Annotated in this window: 8 protein-coding genes and 1 pseudogene; 3 read left to right on the top strand and 6 right to left on the bottom strand. The window is 38.3% G+C overall.

The features are described from left to right. Positions 1-488 precede the first annotated feature (488 nt). The 3 genes from ACFIKB_RS07415 to ACFIKB_RS07405 are packed head-to-tail and all read left to right on the top strand — an operon-like array spanning position 489 to position 3,256. Positions 489-1,232, top strand: coding sequence for a creatininase family protein (locus ACFIKB_RS07415; RefSeq protein ID WP_375636448.1), 744 nt, complete (start codon positions 489-491; stop codon positions 1,230-1,232). 13 nt (positions 1,233-1,245) lie between these two features. After that, on the top strand, positions 1,246-2,274 hold the full coding sequence (locus ACFIKB_RS07410) for a CobW family GTP-binding protein (RefSeq protein WP_375653194.1): 1,029 nt from the start codon (positions 1,246-1,248) through the stop codon (positions 2,272-2,274). A gap of 10 nt (positions 2,275-2,284) precedes the next feature. Beyond that, positions 2,285-3,256 (top strand): WD40 repeat domain-containing protein, encoded by a 972-nt coding sequence (locus ACFIKB_RS07405; RefSeq protein ID WP_375647643.1) that lies wholly within the window; start codon positions 2,285-2,287, stop codon positions 3,254-3,256. 254 nt (positions 3,257-3,510) lie between these two features. On the opposite strand, the gene ACFIKB_RS07400 is transcribed toward ACFIKB_RS07405, so the two are convergent. The 6 genes and pseudogenes from ACFIKB_RS07400 to ACFIKB_RS07375 all read right to left on the bottom strand — a co-directional run bounded on the left by ACFIKB_RS07400 (position 3,511) and on the right by ACFIKB_RS07375 (position 17,162). After that, positions 3,511-7,167 carry an autotransporter outer membrane beta-barrel domain-containing protein gene (locus ACFIKB_RS07400; RefSeq protein ID WP_375653191.1) on the bottom strand — a complete coding sequence of 1,219 codons (3,657 nt, stop codon included), beginning with the start codon at positions 7,165-7,167 and terminating at the stop codon, positions 3,511-3,513. A 152-nt stretch (positions 7,168-7,319) separates the two neighbouring features. Then, on the bottom strand, positions 7,320-10,892 hold the full coding sequence (locus tag ACFIKB_RS07395; protein WP_375653189.1) for an autotransporter outer membrane beta-barrel domain-containing protein: 3,573 nt from the start codon (positions 10,890-10,892) through the stop codon (positions 7,320-7,322). A 168-nt stretch (positions 10,893-11,060) separates the two neighbouring features. Next, positions 11,061-11,470: pseudogene (locus tag ACFIKB_RS07390) on the bottom strand (autotransporter outer membrane beta-barrel domain-containing protein); the annotation flags it as partial. Positions 11,471-11,968: 498 nt separating this feature from the next. Further along, the gene (locus ACFIKB_RS07385; RefSeq protein WP_375644982.1) at positions 11,969-12,250 is read right to left on the bottom strand and encodes a hypothetical protein; all 282 of its coding nucleotides are present in this window, start codon (positions 12,248-12,250) and stop codon (positions 11,969-11,971) included. 478 nt (positions 12,251-12,728) lie between these two features. Continuing rightward, positions 12,729-13,292 (bottom strand): hypothetical protein, encoded by a 564-nt coding sequence (locus ACFIKB_RS07380; protein ID WP_375644981.1) that lies wholly within the window; start codon positions 13,290-13,292, stop codon positions 12,729-12,731. Positions 13,293-14,042: 750 nt separating this feature from the next. Further along, entirely contained in the window at positions 14,043-17,162 is a 3,120-nt protein-coding gene (locus ACFIKB_RS07375; RefSeq protein WP_375653187.1) for an autotransporter outer membrane beta-barrel domain-containing protein, read from the bottom strand. Positions 17,163-17,412 lie beyond the last annotated feature (250 nt).

The raw sequence follows: 17,412 nt of genomic DNA, 5'->3' as shown, positions 1-17,412 counted from the left end.
TCAATAAACATTTCTATTCTTTTGTAATATACAGATACTTGAATTAAGAATTTAGAACTTCTGATTGCAACCAAAGTCTGTACTATTGCAACAATAGAAATAGTTTGGTTATCCTCGCTCCATAGTAAAAAGAAGAATATGCAACTTACAGAAAAAATTGTGTTTTCAATAAACAATGAAAAATTATTTTTCATTACATGATGTTAAGTATTTAATCTGTATGAATATTTACTTATTAAAAATGAGAATCTGCATCAGAAAGTCTTACCAAAGATAGCTATCTTTAGAAAGTTCGCCTCATATTACAAAAAAATTGAGTTGGCTTTGCTCAATAAAATCTTCACTATTTTTAACAAAACTCTCATTTTTATAGCATCCATATGTGATGTAAAAAAACGCCTATTTGCGTTTCTCTTATAGATAGATTAAATAGTGACAGCACTTTTGATCACTTTATCTGTGTTAACTTCTCTTTTGGGCAATAATTTATGATATCTAACACGCCTTTTCTCGCTCTTTTACCTTTGGGCGCACACGAATATCACGGAGAGCACCTTCCCTTCGAAACCGACTGGATCATTGCTGAAGCTTTTGCAAAAGCCCTCACTTTACAAACAAAAGAGCAATTTCATATCGCACTTTTACCGGTTGAAAAGATTGGCTATTCTATAGAACATATGGATGTTACAGGCACACAAACCCTCACCTTTTTCGAGGCTATTGAGCGATGGATAAAGATTGGTGAAAACTGTTATCACAAAGGGATCAACCGTCTTCTTCTTCTCAATGCTCACGGAGGTAATTCACCCTTAATGAGTATTGTTATCACCGAATTACGGAGGCGTTTTTCAATGCTTGCGGTAGCAACAAGTTGGAGTCGTTTTGGCCTACCACAAGGTTTAATGGTACCGTCTCAACAGCATCTTGATATCCATGGAGGTTTTATAGAAACCTCTCTCATGCTCTATTTAGCACCCGAAAAAGTGCATATGGAGAAAGCAGAAAATTTTCATAATAAGCAAGCTGATATGATTGCCAACTATCAGTATTTACGCGCTTATGGTCCTCATGCCTTTGGATGGACAATGCGTGACCTTAACAAACAAGGAGCAGCAGGCAATGCAAGTGAAGCAACACCGCAAGCCGGTGAAGCAATTTTCTCTCATGTTCTTTGTGGGCTTCATGGTTTACTTGATGATATCAATCGATTTAAAATAAACACATTTCAATAAAAAGGCATGAACCATGGAAAAGACGCAAAACACTCCCACAAAACTTCCTGTTACGGTTCTCACAGGCTATCTTGGATCAGGAAAAACCACTCTTCTCAATCGCATTCTGAGTGAAAACCACGGCAAACGTTACGCAGTCATTGTCAATGAATTTGGTGAAATTGGCATCGATAATGATCTTATCGTTGAATCGGACGAAGAAATTTATGAAATGAATAATGGTTGTGTCTGTTGCACCGTGCGCGGCGATCTTATTCGCATTTTGGAAAGTCTAATGCAACGCTCTCATCGATTTGATGCTATCATTATAGAAACAACAGGGCTTGCTGACCCAATCCCCGTTGCACAAACTTTTTTTATGGATGATACGGTCCATGAAAAAACCGCTCTCGACAGTGTCATCACAGTCGTTGATGCAAAGCATTTTTCACACCAACTTAAAAAAAGCCGAGAAGTTGAAGAGCAAATTGCTTTCTCTGATATTGTTCTCTTAAATAAAATTGATCTTGTCAGCGAAGAAGAACGTGCACACGCGCAATCGCTCATTCTTGCAATTAATCCCAGAGCCATAATTTACGCAACAGAGCGCGCTAACATCCCTCTTGATAAACTCCTCGATCGAGGTTCCTTTGACCTCCAACGCACTTTAGATAATGATCCCCATTTTCTTGACCATCAGCACGCAGACCATGTCTGTGGTCCCGATTGTAATCATGATCATGCACATCACCACAAATCCACCATTCATGATATTACAATAACCTCTGTAAGTTTAAAAACAGGTGCCCTTCAACCAGAAAAATTTTTCCCATGGATTCAACAGATCACGCAACAACAGGGTCCCGATATTTTGCGTTTAAAAGGCATTATCGCATTTCAAGGAGACGATGATCGTTATGTCATTCAAGGCATACACATGATCCTTGAAGGACAGCACCAACGTCCATGGCGTGAAGATGAAAAACGTGAAAGTCGACTTGTTTTTATTGGCCGCACCCTTGATGCCGAAAAACTGAGAACGGGTTTTGAAAATTGTGCATAAGCGAGTAACAATGCCAAGCATTACCAATTACAATTTACAAAATTATTGTCTTTCCTCCGGTTTTATTGATAACAAACCAGCTTTTGTCTCGGTTGAAGGTTTTATTGTTTTTTTTAACCCAATCCCACAAACCATTGAAGTTCACCAAGGAATAATTTCTAGCCATTTTTCCCATGATAACACAGCTATCATTACAGGTGGAGAAGACGGAAAGGTCTGTCAAACAACAGCAGATGGTCATACAAAAGTACTGGGCAAACAGGAAGGCAAATGGATAAGCAATGTTGCATTTGGACCACGGAAAGTTTTTGCTTTTTCCTCTTCACGTATCACACTGGCAAATGTTGGCAAAGAACTGCAAGAGCTTATACATGAACGCAGTATAGAAGGTCTTGCTTTTGCTCCAAAGGGATTACGCCTTGCCGTTGCCCATTACAATGGTGTTACTCTTCATTGGTTATCAACACAAACATCTCCCACCACATTGGTCTGGAAAGGAGCACACTTTGGTGTCACCTTCTCACCAGACAACCGCTATGTCATTTCTACCATGCAAGAAAACGCCCTCCATGGCTGGCGTCTCACTGATAATCAGCATCTCCGCATGAGTGGCTACCCAAGCAAAGTCAAAAGCTGGTCTTGGAGCGCGAAGGGAAAATGGTTAGCAACATCCGGTGCATCAGCAGCCATTGTCTGGCCCTTTCATACAAAAGATGGCCCCATGGGAAAAACACCATTAGAACTGGGCACACGAGCAAATGCACTTGTCAGCACCGTTGCATGCCATCCAAGCGAAGACATTGTAGCAATAGGCTTCAATGACGGAATGATTTTGTGTGCACATTTTCACGATGGAAAAGAGGTTCTTCTAAAAGGCTATGGAAAAAGCGCCATTTCAGCGCTCAACTGGGATCAGACAGGACACAACCTTGCCTTTGGTAGCGAAAATGGTGAGTGTGGTATTATCAACATCTCTGTTTAAGAAAAAAACAACAACCATTACAGCTAAAATAGCCGCACAATCCTCCAGAAGCAATTGCGCATGAAACCCATCTTCCTCTCTAAAAAATAAACACACTTACGAGGCATTTTCAATCACAAACCAAAGAAATCATATATTGTGGACCTTTTTCATCAAGACAAAAGAACCATTTAGAAAAAATAAGAGAAGATTTTAATAAAGTAAAAGGCAGCATTTTCTACTGCCTTTTTTATAAAAAGACATATCATACTTTGTCAAAAAAGGTGGCGCAAACCAGCAGAGAAACTTGCTCCAGAAAACCCTGCTTTTGTCAGTCTATGCTGATAATTTATATCTCCATAAAGAGAAAGTTTTGAAGAAAGACGCGCATTAAACCCAAGACCTGCTTCCAAAGAAGAACCAAAAAAACCTAATTGGAAATCGTTTTTAAAAGAAACAAATCGCTTATCTTCAAAACTATGCAAATAAGAAAGCTTACTATAAAAAGAAACGACACGTCCCTCTTCAGAAACATTAAGTGTCTTGCTTAAACGCCCACCAACACGCCCCACCCATTGATGAAATTTTCCTAAATCAACCTCAATATTATCAACATCATGTGCCGGATTAAACTGAAGATGCTGATAAACAACCTGAATCTGCGGATCAAAAATAACACCTTTATACCCTGTTGCAAACGTTCTGCCACTTGTTAAAGAACCGCTAAACTGTTTACCCTTTAACGCTACAACCTTGCCCCGTGCTAGTGTCAAAACATCTCCCTTAAAAAGTCCATACGATAATACTCCATCGATATAAAAACCCGTATCATGCTGTAAACTTCCATAGGCTCCAACAGACCATTTATCAAATGCGCTTTTTTTGCTCTGTTCAACATTTAGAGGATGGAGAGAGAGTTTTCCATAAGTTCCCGTGACCCCAAAGAATGTACAACTCTCTGAACTCTCAATTTCTTTCAGCAAAACACCTGCTTCCAGTGCACTATAATCAAGTTCTGCTCCATAGCCATATTCAAAAGCAGAAAGATTTGAAGCATAGTGGTAGCTTCCACCATAACCACGGATAAAAAATGCTGGATTTTCATCACTTTTCAAAGAACCTCCAGAAAAGCTTCGTATTGCCTTCAATTTTTTATTTTGAGAGGCAAAATCCATCAAGCCGGCATGGAATAAAGCATTTGGTAAAAGGAGATAAGTTGGCAACTGTGGGACAACCGCCCTAATTCCCATTTCGGGCTGAATATCAGGCTTAACAGGAACAGGCGGAGTGGGGACAGGATCTGTAGGTGTAGGATCACTTGGATCAGAGGGCTCAGACGGAGCAGGTGTTGGTGTAATAGGCACAGAGGAAGAAGATGAAGGATCTACAGGTGTAGGATCACTTGGATCAGAGGGCTCAGACGGAGCAGGTGTTGGTGTAATAGGCACAGAGGAAGAAGATGAAGGATCTACAGGTGTAGGATCACTTGGATCAGAGGGCTCAGACAGAGCAGGTGTTGGTGTAATAGGCACAGAAGAAGAAGGTGAAGGATCTGTAGGTATAGGATCACTTGGATCAGAGGGCTCAGACGGAATAGGTGTTGGTGTAATAGGCACAGAAGAAGAATGTGAAGGATCTGTAGGTATAGGATCACTTGGATCAGAGGGCGCTGACGGAGCAGGTGTTGGTGTAATAGGCACAGAGGAAGAAGATGAAGGATCTGCAGGTGTAGGATCACTTGGATCAGAGGGCGCTGACGGAGCAGGTGTTGGTGTAATAGGCACAGAGGAAGAAGATGAAGGATCTGCAGGTGTAGGATCACTTGGATCAGAGGGCTCAGACAGAGCAGGTGTTGGTGTAATAGGCACAGAAGAAGAAGGTGAAGGATCTGTAGGTATAGGATCACTTGGATCAGAGGGCTCAGACGGAGCAGGTGTTGGTGTAATAGGCACAGAAGAAGAAGGTGAAGGATCTGTAGGTATAGGATCACTTGGATCAGAGGGCTCAGACGGAGCAGGTGTTGGTGTAATAGGTGTAGGTAATGGAGTGAGAACAGGGTCTGTAGGTGTAGGATCTACCGGCGCAGAAGGTGAAGGTTGAATAGGTAAAATCGTAGAAGAATCTTGTTTAGGACTAATATAAATACCCTCGAGACGAAAATCCCAAAAGTCCCGATCTCCTGCAACTAATCTATTCATAGGATCTGCTTTTCCAAAAGAAGAACTTGGTCCATAAGCACGAAGACGATATTGATAAGGCAAACCATTTATTGCAGTATAATCGCCCATTAGTTTAAAAGAATCTTCACGCGCATATCCAGAAACTTGGATAAGTGAAATACTGTTGCTTCCTTCACCGCTTACTTTCTTTTCTGAAGTTTTGGAAAAATTTTCCATCACAAGCAATGTAGCGCCGGAAACATCTCCATCGATCAAAATACGATCGGTTTTTTGAGAATCAAACAAACCATCATCATTTAAAAACGTACTGAGCTTAATCTGAACATTACCCTCCGCATTGTATGCCTCCTTGTATCGTTCATTCCCGATACGCAATGTTTGATAACCGCTGGATACATCCCGATTGAAAATAAATGTACTATCAGAAAGACTCACAGATGAAAGTGATGAATCTGTAAAAACAGAACCCTGCAAACCTTTATATTTGCTTTTTGTGAGATACCAAGTAGAACCACGCGTTAATTCTAATCTAGCAGTAGAAGTATCTTCAACGTGCGCACCCCCTGTAAGGGAAGAAGCGCTTGCTTTAATAGATATAGAAGAGTTCTTTTCAGCTTTTAATAACAAATCACCAGAGATCTTTGTTGCTTCTGATAAATCAAGAGAAACACTGGCTCCATAACCGCCCTGCCCAGTAACATAAATAGCTGTACCATCTGGAACTGTGAAAGTTGTCTGTTTTAAACGAACAGATGCCTCTCCCATAGTGATTCTTGGCTCTTTTGAAACACCTTCTTGTCCATAATATTCAGCCACTGTGTTTGGATCTAATAGATTAAAATACAGACCATAAACCCCCTTTCCCTGCACAGAAATATTTGAGCTCTCAATCTCAATATTTGTCTTCTTAAAAGCGTCTGATAGATCATAATTATGAATAGGCTGGCCTCTACTATTTACAAAAGCTGAAAAATTTTTAACCAAAAAGCCATGCATATCATTAAGCACAATAGAACTACTCCTCAAATGAACATCCCCACCTTGCAATATGTCAAAAGCCTCTGGTAATTTATCGACACTTTCATTATTAACTATAGCAGTGTATTTTTTTCCTTTTCCCTCAATCGTCATGGTATCGAGAAGATATCTCCCCCCAAACTTTGTTGAAAACGCGCCAATCTCATTAAAAGTAACAGTGCTACCTGACATCCTAACAAATGCATTAAGACCACTTACAATCCCTATACCCTTTGCATTCAAATTGTCTGGTTTAATTTCAACATTGACACTAACTAAAATAACATCCGTCTCTTTCCCCGATGCATAAATAGCGTGCGAAGTTCCCTCAATCTTCCCGTCATTCATCTGAATAACTCCATTTAGAACACGAAGACCGGGGATATCCTTAAAGTTTGAATCCCTTAGAATAAGCTTTCCGCTATCTTGTACGAATGCACCATATTGAGATATTTCATCTGGATTATCACCCGTAACAGTTATACGAGACGCATTAACAATTGTGCCTTGCTTTGCTACATATATAGCTGCAATAGGCGCAGCCTCCTGAGAATTTTTTAAGTAATAAACTTTATCTGCGAGAAAGTGTGTTTTTCTATCATCGCATTTATAAAATGGAGCCTCTGGATCACATAAACTTCCAGCAGCTTCAAGATGGGAAATTTGCAAAAAATAAAGAATAGCTGTTGTAAAATTATATAAAAATGCATGTTTGTAAAATACATTTATCACCATTCTTCCTTACCCCTATTTATTAACGAAGAACAATCAAATAATGTATATTACAAACTTCTTAAAATAAAATAAATATACGATAAATATTTAACTTAATTATTAATATAACTCTTATATACTTATATATAAATTATTCTATATTTCATGGATAACTAAAAATGATATTGTAATCTACCAGAAAAGCTCATTCCAGAAAACCCTGCTTTTGTCAGTCTATGCTGATAATTTATATCTCCATGAAGTACAAATTTCGAAGATAATTTGGCATTAAAACCAAGCCCCGCTTCTAAAGAAGAACCAAAAAAACCTAATTGGAAATCGTTTTTAAAAGAAACAAATTGCTTATCTTCAAAACTATTCAAATAAGAAAGCTTACTATAAAAAGAAACGACACGTCCCTCTTCAGAAATATTAAGTGTCTTGCTTAAACGCCCACCAACACGCCCCACCCATTGATGAAATTTTCCTAAATCAACCTCAATATTATCAACATCATGTGCCGGATTAAACTGAAGATGCTGATAAACAACCTGAATCTGCGGATCAAAAATAACACCTTTATACCCTGTTGCAAACGTTCTGCCACTTGTTAAAGAACCGCTAAACTGTTTACCCTTTAACGCTACAACCTTGCCCCGTGCTAGTGTCAAAACATCTCCCTTAAAAAGTCCATACGATAATACTCCATCGATATAAAAACCCGTATCATGCTGTAAACTCCCATAGGCTCCAACAGACCATTTATCAAATGCGCTTTTTTTGCTTTGTTCAACATCCTGTGGGTTTAGAGAAAGATTTCCATAGTTCCCCAAAGCCCCAAAGAATGTACGACTGTATAAACTCTCAATCTCGTTTAACAAAACACCTGCTTCGAGTGCACTATAATTCAGCTCAGCGTTATAGCCATATTCAAAAGCAGATAAATTGGAAGCATAATGATGACTACCACCATAAGCATGCAGAAAAAAGGCTGTCTTTTCATCATCCTTCCAAGAGGAATGAAAAGCATTCCGCATTGTCTCTACCTTCTTATTTTGCGTGATCATATCCACTAAACCAGCATGAAATAAGGTATTTGGCAAAAGAAGATAAGTTGGCAATTGAGGAACAACAGCTCTAATTTGGAGATTAGACTGAACATTAAGCGACACAGGAAGATTAGACGAAGGATCAACAGGATCAGAAGATGTAGAAGGCTTTGGTTCAATAGGAGCAGGAGAAACAGAATCTGCAGATGAAGGAGATGCCGAAAAAGAAGGCGAGTCAGACATCAACAAGGTAGGAAGTGGATCGGGGGGAGAAGGTGGAAGATCAACAGGATCAGAAGATGTAGAAGAAGAAGCTGTGGCAGATATCAATGACGTAGGAAGTGGAGTGGAGGGAGAAGGTGGAAGATCAACAGGATCAGAAGATGTAGAAGAAGAAGCTGTGGCAGATGTCAATGACGTAGGAAGTGGATTGGAGGGCGGAGGGGGAAGATCAACAGGATCAGAAGATGTAGAAGAAGAAGCTGTGGCAGATGTCAATGACGTAGGAAGTGGATTGGAGGGCGGAGGGGGAAGATCAACAGGATCAGAAGATGTAGAAGAAGAAGCTGTGGCAGATGTCAATGACGTAGGAAGTGGATTGGAGGGCGGAGGGGGAAGATCAACAGGATCAGAAGATGTAGAAGAAGAAGGTGTGGCAGATATCAATGACGTAGGAAGTGGATTGGGGGGCGGAGGGGGAGGATCAACAGGATCAGAAGATGTAGAAGAAGAAGCTGTGGCAGATGTCAATGACGTAGGAAGTGGATTGGGGGGCGGAGAATCTAAAGGACGAGATAATGAAAACGAAGCCGGTTTAATAAGTGGACCATTATAAGTACCTATTCTAGAAGAAATATAGATACCTTCAAGACGGAAATCCCAAAAATCCCCCTCACCTTCCACTAATCTTTGCTTAATATCCGCTTTTCCAAAGGGCGAATTCGGACCATAACCACGAATACGATATTGATAAGGAAAACCTTTCACTGTAGTATAACTATCATAACCATTGGCGAGTTGAAAAGAACCTGCCTGCGCTGTTCCAGCAACTTGAATAAGTGAAATGCTTTGATCTCTTCCATCATAGACTTCTTTATTTGCAGCTTTCGGAAAATTTCGCACATGAATGAATGTCGTTCCCGAGACATCACCAGAAATCAATATACGATCGGTTTTTTCGGGATCAAACAGACCCTCATCACTCAAAAATGCACTCAACTTAATCTGAGCATTTCCCTCAGCACTGTAGACTTTTTTATCTTTTGATGCGAGAATTCTATCTCCTGCGTCTATATCCGCCCTTTTTCCAATGCGTAGCGTTTGATAACCATTCGATATATCTTCATCATTAAAGATCAGTGTACTATTGGAAAGACTTAGAGAAGAAAGTGATGAAACAGATTCCCGTAAACCGTTGTATTTACTTTTAGTAAGATACCATGTTGAATAGTGGGTTAACTCTAAATCAATAGTTGATTTATCGTCAACACGCGTACCTCCTGTAAGAGAAGAAGCACTTGCTTTCACCAATAGAGAAGAGTTATTTTTAGCTTTTAGCAACAAATCACCAGAAATCTTTGTTTCATCAGATAATTCAAGAATACCTTCAGCCCCATAGCCTCTATTCCCCTTCGCATAAATCGCAATACCATCTGGAACTGTCATATTTGTCTGTGATAAATAAACAAATGCCTTCCCCGTGAGAACTTTTTGGATTTCTAAAACTTTTTCATCATCTCGTTGCCTAATCATCTTAGCAAGCTCTTCTGGAGCTAAAACATTAAAATACAAACCATGTACTCCATCCCCTTTCACAGAAATATTATTTTTTTCTATCTTAATACTTGTATTCTTAAAGCCATCTGGTGAAACATACTTTTGAATTAATTTGCCATTATCGTCTACATAACCTGAAAAATTTTTAATCAAGAATCCATGCATATTGTTAAGATGAATAACATTTTTTTTCAAATGAACATCACCCCCTTGAAAAACCTCAAAAGCTTCAGGCAATACCCCCATAGCGCCATCACCATCTGTTCTAGCTTCCTCCCTCCTTCCTTGCCCCGTAATACACATAGTATCAAGAATATAGCACCCCCCAAACCGAGTTGAAAATGAGCCAATCTGATTAAAATTAACGGTACCTTCTGACATTCTAACCATTGCATCAAAACCACTCATAATACCGATCCCTTTTACCTTCAAATTATCTGGTTCAATATCGATATTCACACTCTCTAAAGAAATATCCGTTTCTTTCCCCCATGCATAAATAGCATGTGAAGCCCCTTTAATTTCCCCTACTGTCATGCTAATAACTGCATTTTGAGCACGAAGAGCAGGTATGTCCTTAAAATCTGCAGCTGTTAGATTAAGTTTTCCACCATTTCTTACATACGCCCCATAGGCAGATATTTTATCTGAATTATCGCCATAAACTGTTATCTGAGAGGCATTAACAACAGTGCCAGCTTTTTCTACATATATAGCTGCAATAGGCGCAGCCTCCTGAGAATTTTTTAAGTAATAAACTTTATCTGCGAGAAAGTGTGTTTTTCTATCATCGCATTTATAAAATGCCTCTCCTGCCTCACTTGAAGATCCTGCAGCACTAACATAAGTAACCTGAAAAAAATAAAGAATAGCTGTTGTAAAGTTACACAAAAACACATGTCTTTTAAATACATAAAACATAACTCTTCCCGACTCCTATTCCCCTATTTTTATTCATTTAAGAATAATATCTATATTTAAACTAACGGAATTCTTAAAATACAATAAATATAAAACTAAAGAGCTACTTTTAATACTTAATATAACAATATATACTTATATATAAGTTACTATATAGTTTATGTATAGCTAGAAATGACAGTGTAAACCGCCTGAAAAAATGGTTTCTGAAAAACCAGCTTTGCTAATTTGCTAAGACGATGTTGATAAGTTACATCTCCATGCAATGCAAAATGTGAGGACAACAGAGTATTCAACCCAACTCCAGTTTCTAGAGAAAAACCAAAAGCCCCTCATTGGAATTCATCTCCAAATTGTACACGTTGTTTTCCTCCAAAACTATTGGCAAGATGAAGCTTGCCATTGAAAGAAACAACAATGCCCTCTTCAGAGACAGAAAGCATCTTTCTTAAAGACCCACCAACACGCATCACCCACAGATCAAGTTTTCCATTTCAATATCAAAACCATCAATATCAGACGCCTTATAACCGCACCTTTTGATAAATAACCTAAACCTGCGGATCAAAAATAACCCCTAACTATAATTGTAATTGTAACAAATATGAGTGTTCGGAAGAATCTGAAGACATTTAAATTAACGACATGACCTTCGGTCATGAAAAAAAGGCTTATGAAAAAATAGAGAAAGGCAAAAACGAACTATCCCCTTTATGTCTTGTCATAAATGACTTACCCGCAATCAAATGAAGCATTCAAAGGTGTTCCTCTTCAATGTTGTTGTCTTGCCTCTTGCTTGCATGAGAACATCCCCCTTAAATAAACCATAGGAAAAAAGGACATCTATACAAAAGCCTGTATCATGCTGCATGCTGCCATATGCTGTAATAGACCATTTATCAAATATACTTTTTTACTTTCTTCAAGATCTTGAGGTTGTAGAGATTTTTTCCATCATTTCCCATTATTCTAAAGCTCAAAGTGTGATGTATATCCTCAATCGCATTGAGCAAGACGCTTGCCTCTATAGCGTTATAATTCAAATTTCCGCCATAGCCATATTGAAGCTCAGGTGGTCAGAAACATAATGATAACTTCCACCGTAGCCTCGCGCAAAAAGTGCGAGATTTTTTACCATTTTCCCCTAAAGCCCCAGCAGCGATACGCAATGTTTCCAGCTGTTTTTTGTGATTGTTCATATCCATCAAACCAACCTGAAACAAAGCATGGGGCATCGACAGATATGTTGAAACTTGCGGGACCACCGCTTTAACGCCCTCTTCAGAATAAAGAACAAAAGCATCATGATCAGCGAAAACATTATTATGATGAGTATAAGTGCTTAAAGAACGAGACACATCATTTTCCAACCGAATATGACGCAGATGAGAAAGTTTCTGAACATATTCAACTTCAAGTCGATAATTCCAAAATTTCCATTATACTCAATATTTTTCTCTTTAACGGATTCATTCCCACCTTTTACCTATCTATAAGAAGAATTTGGACCATTAGCACGAAAACACTATATCGATAAGGCGCTCCTCTTAAAGCAACATAATCTGTTGCCAGTTTAAAGGCATCCTCCGCAACCTTTCCATAAACCTGAACAATTGAAACACTGAGACTATCTTTTTATCGTCTTTTTGCTTACCTTTGCTATGGTTCTTTATTTTTTTGAAGCCACTAAAACATCGACAATATGCATCTTAGTTTTTCCATAAACATCACCATAGATTAAGAAGTTTATCAGCTTTTATTCCCTTGCTTTTACCATTTGCAGCAAGATGTGCACTAACATATAAACGTGCGTCCCCCCTGCAACGTAAGCATAATCTAAACCACGATCATCATCCAATCTCCTAATACGAAGTGTCTAAAAAAATCATTTCTTGGTTTTCTGAAAAAAATAGAACTATCAATAAGCCTTACCAATGAAAGAAATGAATCTACAAAATATAGAACTTTTTTATGATTATTTTTAAGCGCATTTTTATTTGCTCTTACAGTCCATTGAGATCGATTGAATAACGCAACACTACCATAAGAACCTTTCTCAATATGTGCTCCTCCTGCAAGAAAAGACGCATAGGCATCAAGCGCGACAAATGAATTATTTTTGACATCTAATAACCGATCAGCAAAAATACGCGAATCCTCTAATATCGTAATATAAGGAGACCTCCTAGCATCGTTACTATAAATAGCCCTACCATAGGGAATATGAAGAGCAGTCTTTTTAAACCAAAATTCACCTAAACTTGTAAGAAGCTCTCCCTCTTGATATTCATATTGCGAAGGAGCTCTTCTAAAATGCAAACCGTGAACCCCTTGTCCTTTAATAAGGATCTCTGTGTTTTCAAAAAAAAATCCCAGACATAAGACCATCCTGCAACTCATATGATCTTTCCTTAAAAACAGGATCGGCACTTTCAACCGCTATACCATGAACATCAGAAACCTGAATCTTACCTTCATCAAAGGAAAAAAACCGCCCTGCTTCACGCCAACCACAGATTGAGGTAACGTGGTATTTCTATCACTTTTCTTTTCGCCATTCCCTATAATAAAACTCTTTTTAAAAGAAGTTTTATTATCTTTTGACACAATCACTGCTGATGTAATCTTCTCAGATCTATTTAATTCTAAAATTCAACCAGTTCCTGAAACGCCTTTTTCCCCTTTACTTTTTTCCGGCTTAATAACTATGTTATGAGATTGTATTGTAAAAATAACATCTGTAGTTCTCTTATCCAATCCACTCATATATAACTTATCACGACTTTCAAAAGTACGAGCAGCATCAACTGTATCACACGAATACGATTAAAAAAAAGAATTATATGAAGGTTTATAATCTTCTGCACTCGCATCTATATTGTACGCGAAGAAAAAAATAGAGGTCGTAAGAGAACACACACACACATGGCATTTTAATACTTTAATCATAATTTAGTCTAAACTTTCTTTATTTTATCTTTATAAAAAACCGAAAAGACAGATCTGGTTCATGCACTAATTATTCTTATTACATGTCGTCCACATAATTTGCTTTATATTATATATGAAAATCAAAAATCAGAAAAACAATACAATAAAACCATGTTTTGTGCTTATAATTTTAACAAAGGATGTATTAAAAAAATACAATTAAAAATGATAGCTTAATCCACCAGAAAAATGCGTTCCAGAAAAGCCAGCATTCGTAAATTTATGCTGATAAATCAGATCACTATGAAAAATAATTTTTGGAGATAGTTGCGAAAAAACACCAAATCCAGCTTCTAAAGAAGACCCAAAAGAACCAAGCTGGAAGGCATCTTTAAAATACACAAATTGTTTATCATCAAAACTACGAATGAAATGAAGCTTACCATAGAATGAAAGAACATGTGCATCTTTAGTAAATGTAAGTGTCTTCGTTAAATACCCACCAACACGCATCCCCCAATGATCCGGGCTTCGCATATCAATATTAAAATTATCAATATCACGAGTCTTATGAAACTGGAGATTTTGATAAACAAACTGAACCTGTGGTTCAAAAACAAAATATCGGCTGCCTATCATAAACGTTTTACCAGCAGTTAAGGAAACACTTAGAGGCTTACCTCTCAATGCAGCCGTTTTACCTCGCTCAAGTGTGAGAACATTTCCATTAAACAAACCATAAGAGAAGAGACCATCCATATAAAGACCCGTATCATGCTGCATGCTTCCATATGCTGTGATTGTCCATTTATCAAATATACTTTCTTGACTTTGTTTAATCTTTCGAGGCTGCAAAGAAAGCTTGCCATAATTTCCCATAATTCCAAAGGATGTCGTACTATATGCACTTTCGATTTTCTTGAGTAAAATACTTGCCTCTAGTGCATTATAATCAAGCTCACCGCCATAATCACCATATTTAAGTGCAGATAAATTTGAAGTATAATGATGATGTCCACCGTAACCGCGCAAAAACAAAGCGGAATTTTCATCATTTTTCAACAACCGACCAGAAACAGTTCGCAGCGCTTGCAACTGCTTGTTTTGATTACTGATATCCATCAATCCAGCATAAAATAAGGTATTTGGCACAAGAATATAAGTCAGAACCTGTGGAACAATGACTCTCACATTTGGTTCAAAATGAGAAGAAGGCTCAAAAACAGATGGCGGAACAGGTGAACCAGACGCAACTGGAGCAACAACAGAAGTGGGGCGAGAAACAGGCGGCGGAACAGATGAACCAGATGCAGGTGGTACAACTGGTTTAGATTCAGCAATAGCGGGAACAACAGGTGCAAGAGAGGAAGGAGGATTGGGGATCTCAAGCACAACAACATCAGGTACATTAGGTGTGGTAGTAAGATGAAAGTCCCTATCAGGAGAATCTACAGGAGAAGAAAGACTTGGCTCCTGAGGTTTTTGCTGAGAGTTAGAAGCAATAGAACCATCCTCACCTCCAGTCATATTAGGATGAATTTTAGGAAAAGAAGGAATATCATCAGAAGAAGGAGGGACAACCAAATCAAGAACAGGAAAAACTTTAGTGGAATCGAGAGAAGTAGAATCAACAAATTGACTTTCGAGGCGAAAATCCCAAAATGTTCCAGTATTTTTAAGCACTCTTTGATTGGAATCTGCCGCCCCTAAAGCAGAGCTTGGACCATAACTCTTAAGATGATACTGATAGGGAGAGGCTTCAAGTGTGACATACCCCCCATTTAACTGAAAAGAATCTTCAGCGGCTTTTCCATAAACCTGAATAATGGAAATCCCCTGATCATTACCACCATCTCCCGTTAATGCCCCTGGGCTTCTAGGAACACTATACACATGGACTGTCGTTTTTCCTTCAAGATCACCATTGATTAAAAGCCTATCCGTTTTTTGCTCTTGCAGAGCTCCTCCTTTATCCAAATATGTATTAAGATAAAGACGCGCATCGCCTTGTGCACGATAGACAGTCCCTGCCCCTTTTCCGATAAGAAGTGTCTGATAACCATCTGTCGTTTTGGATTTTAGTTCTTCAAAAACAAGAGAACTATCCGTAAGATTGACCGATGAAATGAAGGAATAGTCCCCTAACTTAGAACTAGAAGCATCAGAGTTGTGCAATTTGTCAACTTTTGGTCGCGATAAAATCCACTTTGAACCATTTTTTAACTCTATCTTAGCTGTAGAACTTTCATCAACATGTGCGCCTCCTACAAGGGTAGAAGTATCAGCCTCAATCTTTACATTGGAACGCTCAACAGCTTTCAGGAGTGAATCACCAGAAATTTTTGAATGTTGTGAGAGTTTAACAGAAGTTTCAAATTGGCGGCTATAAATAGCTGTACTTTCTAGAGCCATAACAGTTGTCTTTGTCAAATGGACAGACCCTTTTCCAGGTATAATTGTTTTTTTATCATTGAAGACAGCTTCCCAAAAAAAGCGCATGCCATTAAATGCATTGCCTCTCACAAAAATATTGGAATATTTGATATGAGCATCATTATTATCATTCCCCTGCAATATAATGCCATGAGCATTGCTAACATTAACGTTTCCCTTCTGGAAATTAAGAGAGCCTTTCCCCTGAAGCATACTAAAAGCAGAAGCTTCACGATGATTATCTGTATTTGTCCCCTGTTTCCCCCTCCCAGTAATAGAAACACCATCTAAATTAATTTCTCCTTCTCCTCCTGTTTGAACACCAATACCATCAGCAAAGTTAATTTTCCCTCCTTTCATATAAATTTTTGCACCATTATAACTCAAAAGACCTATCGCATCAGAAGATGTCTTAATCTCTGTCTTGGTCAAAGCAACAAACGACCCTTTACCAGCAACACTGATCCCCATTCTGGTTGCTTTAATCACCCCATCCTGCATCTCAAAAGCTCCCTCATCATTAACATCGGCCCCTATCGACACATCGTTTAACATGGAATAAAATAGAGCAACGCCTCCCCCATTTGAAGACTTTACAGCTGTTGTCCAAGCATTTGCTCCTGAATAGCCATTTGCATTCGAAACACCGTTAATGATTATAGCCTCTCCCTCAATGACTGTATCTTCCCCTGATGCCTCTATGGCAGCATCAGAACTTTCACCCGTAAGTCGATAAGTTTTCTGGGAAATTTCATGCGGTTGACCATCATTACAGTGATAAAATGAGGCACTTTCGTTACATGAATATGGCTTCTTCTCAGCAGGAATCTCACCTGCATCAGCATTGTATACAAAGAAAAAAATAACCGTTGTAAAACGACATAAAGAGAGATGATTTTTAAGCATAATTTTCTACAAACTTTCTTCCCCTTCTCTAAAAACAAAAAAATACGCGTTCTGTTTAATAACTTTGGTTATATGCGATAATTTAAAATACGTTTTGTATTTTATATATCCACTAAATGTTTTATGTAAAGCCAGAATCCCAAAATATTACAATTTAAAATTGTGTTATTTATAAAAACACGTAAAAATATAGATAAAAATAAAAAATCCACCCCAAAGCGGTGATTTCAAGAGAATTTAATAAAAATAC

The organism is Bartonella sp. MR110HLJHH, from assembly GCF_042194225.1.
GTDB lineage: Bacteria > Pseudomonadota > Alphaproteobacteria > Rhizobiales > Rhizobiaceae > Bartonella > Bartonella grahamii.
Note: the sequence above shows the minus strand (reverse complement) of the source record. Positions and strands in the feature narration are given on the sequence as shown.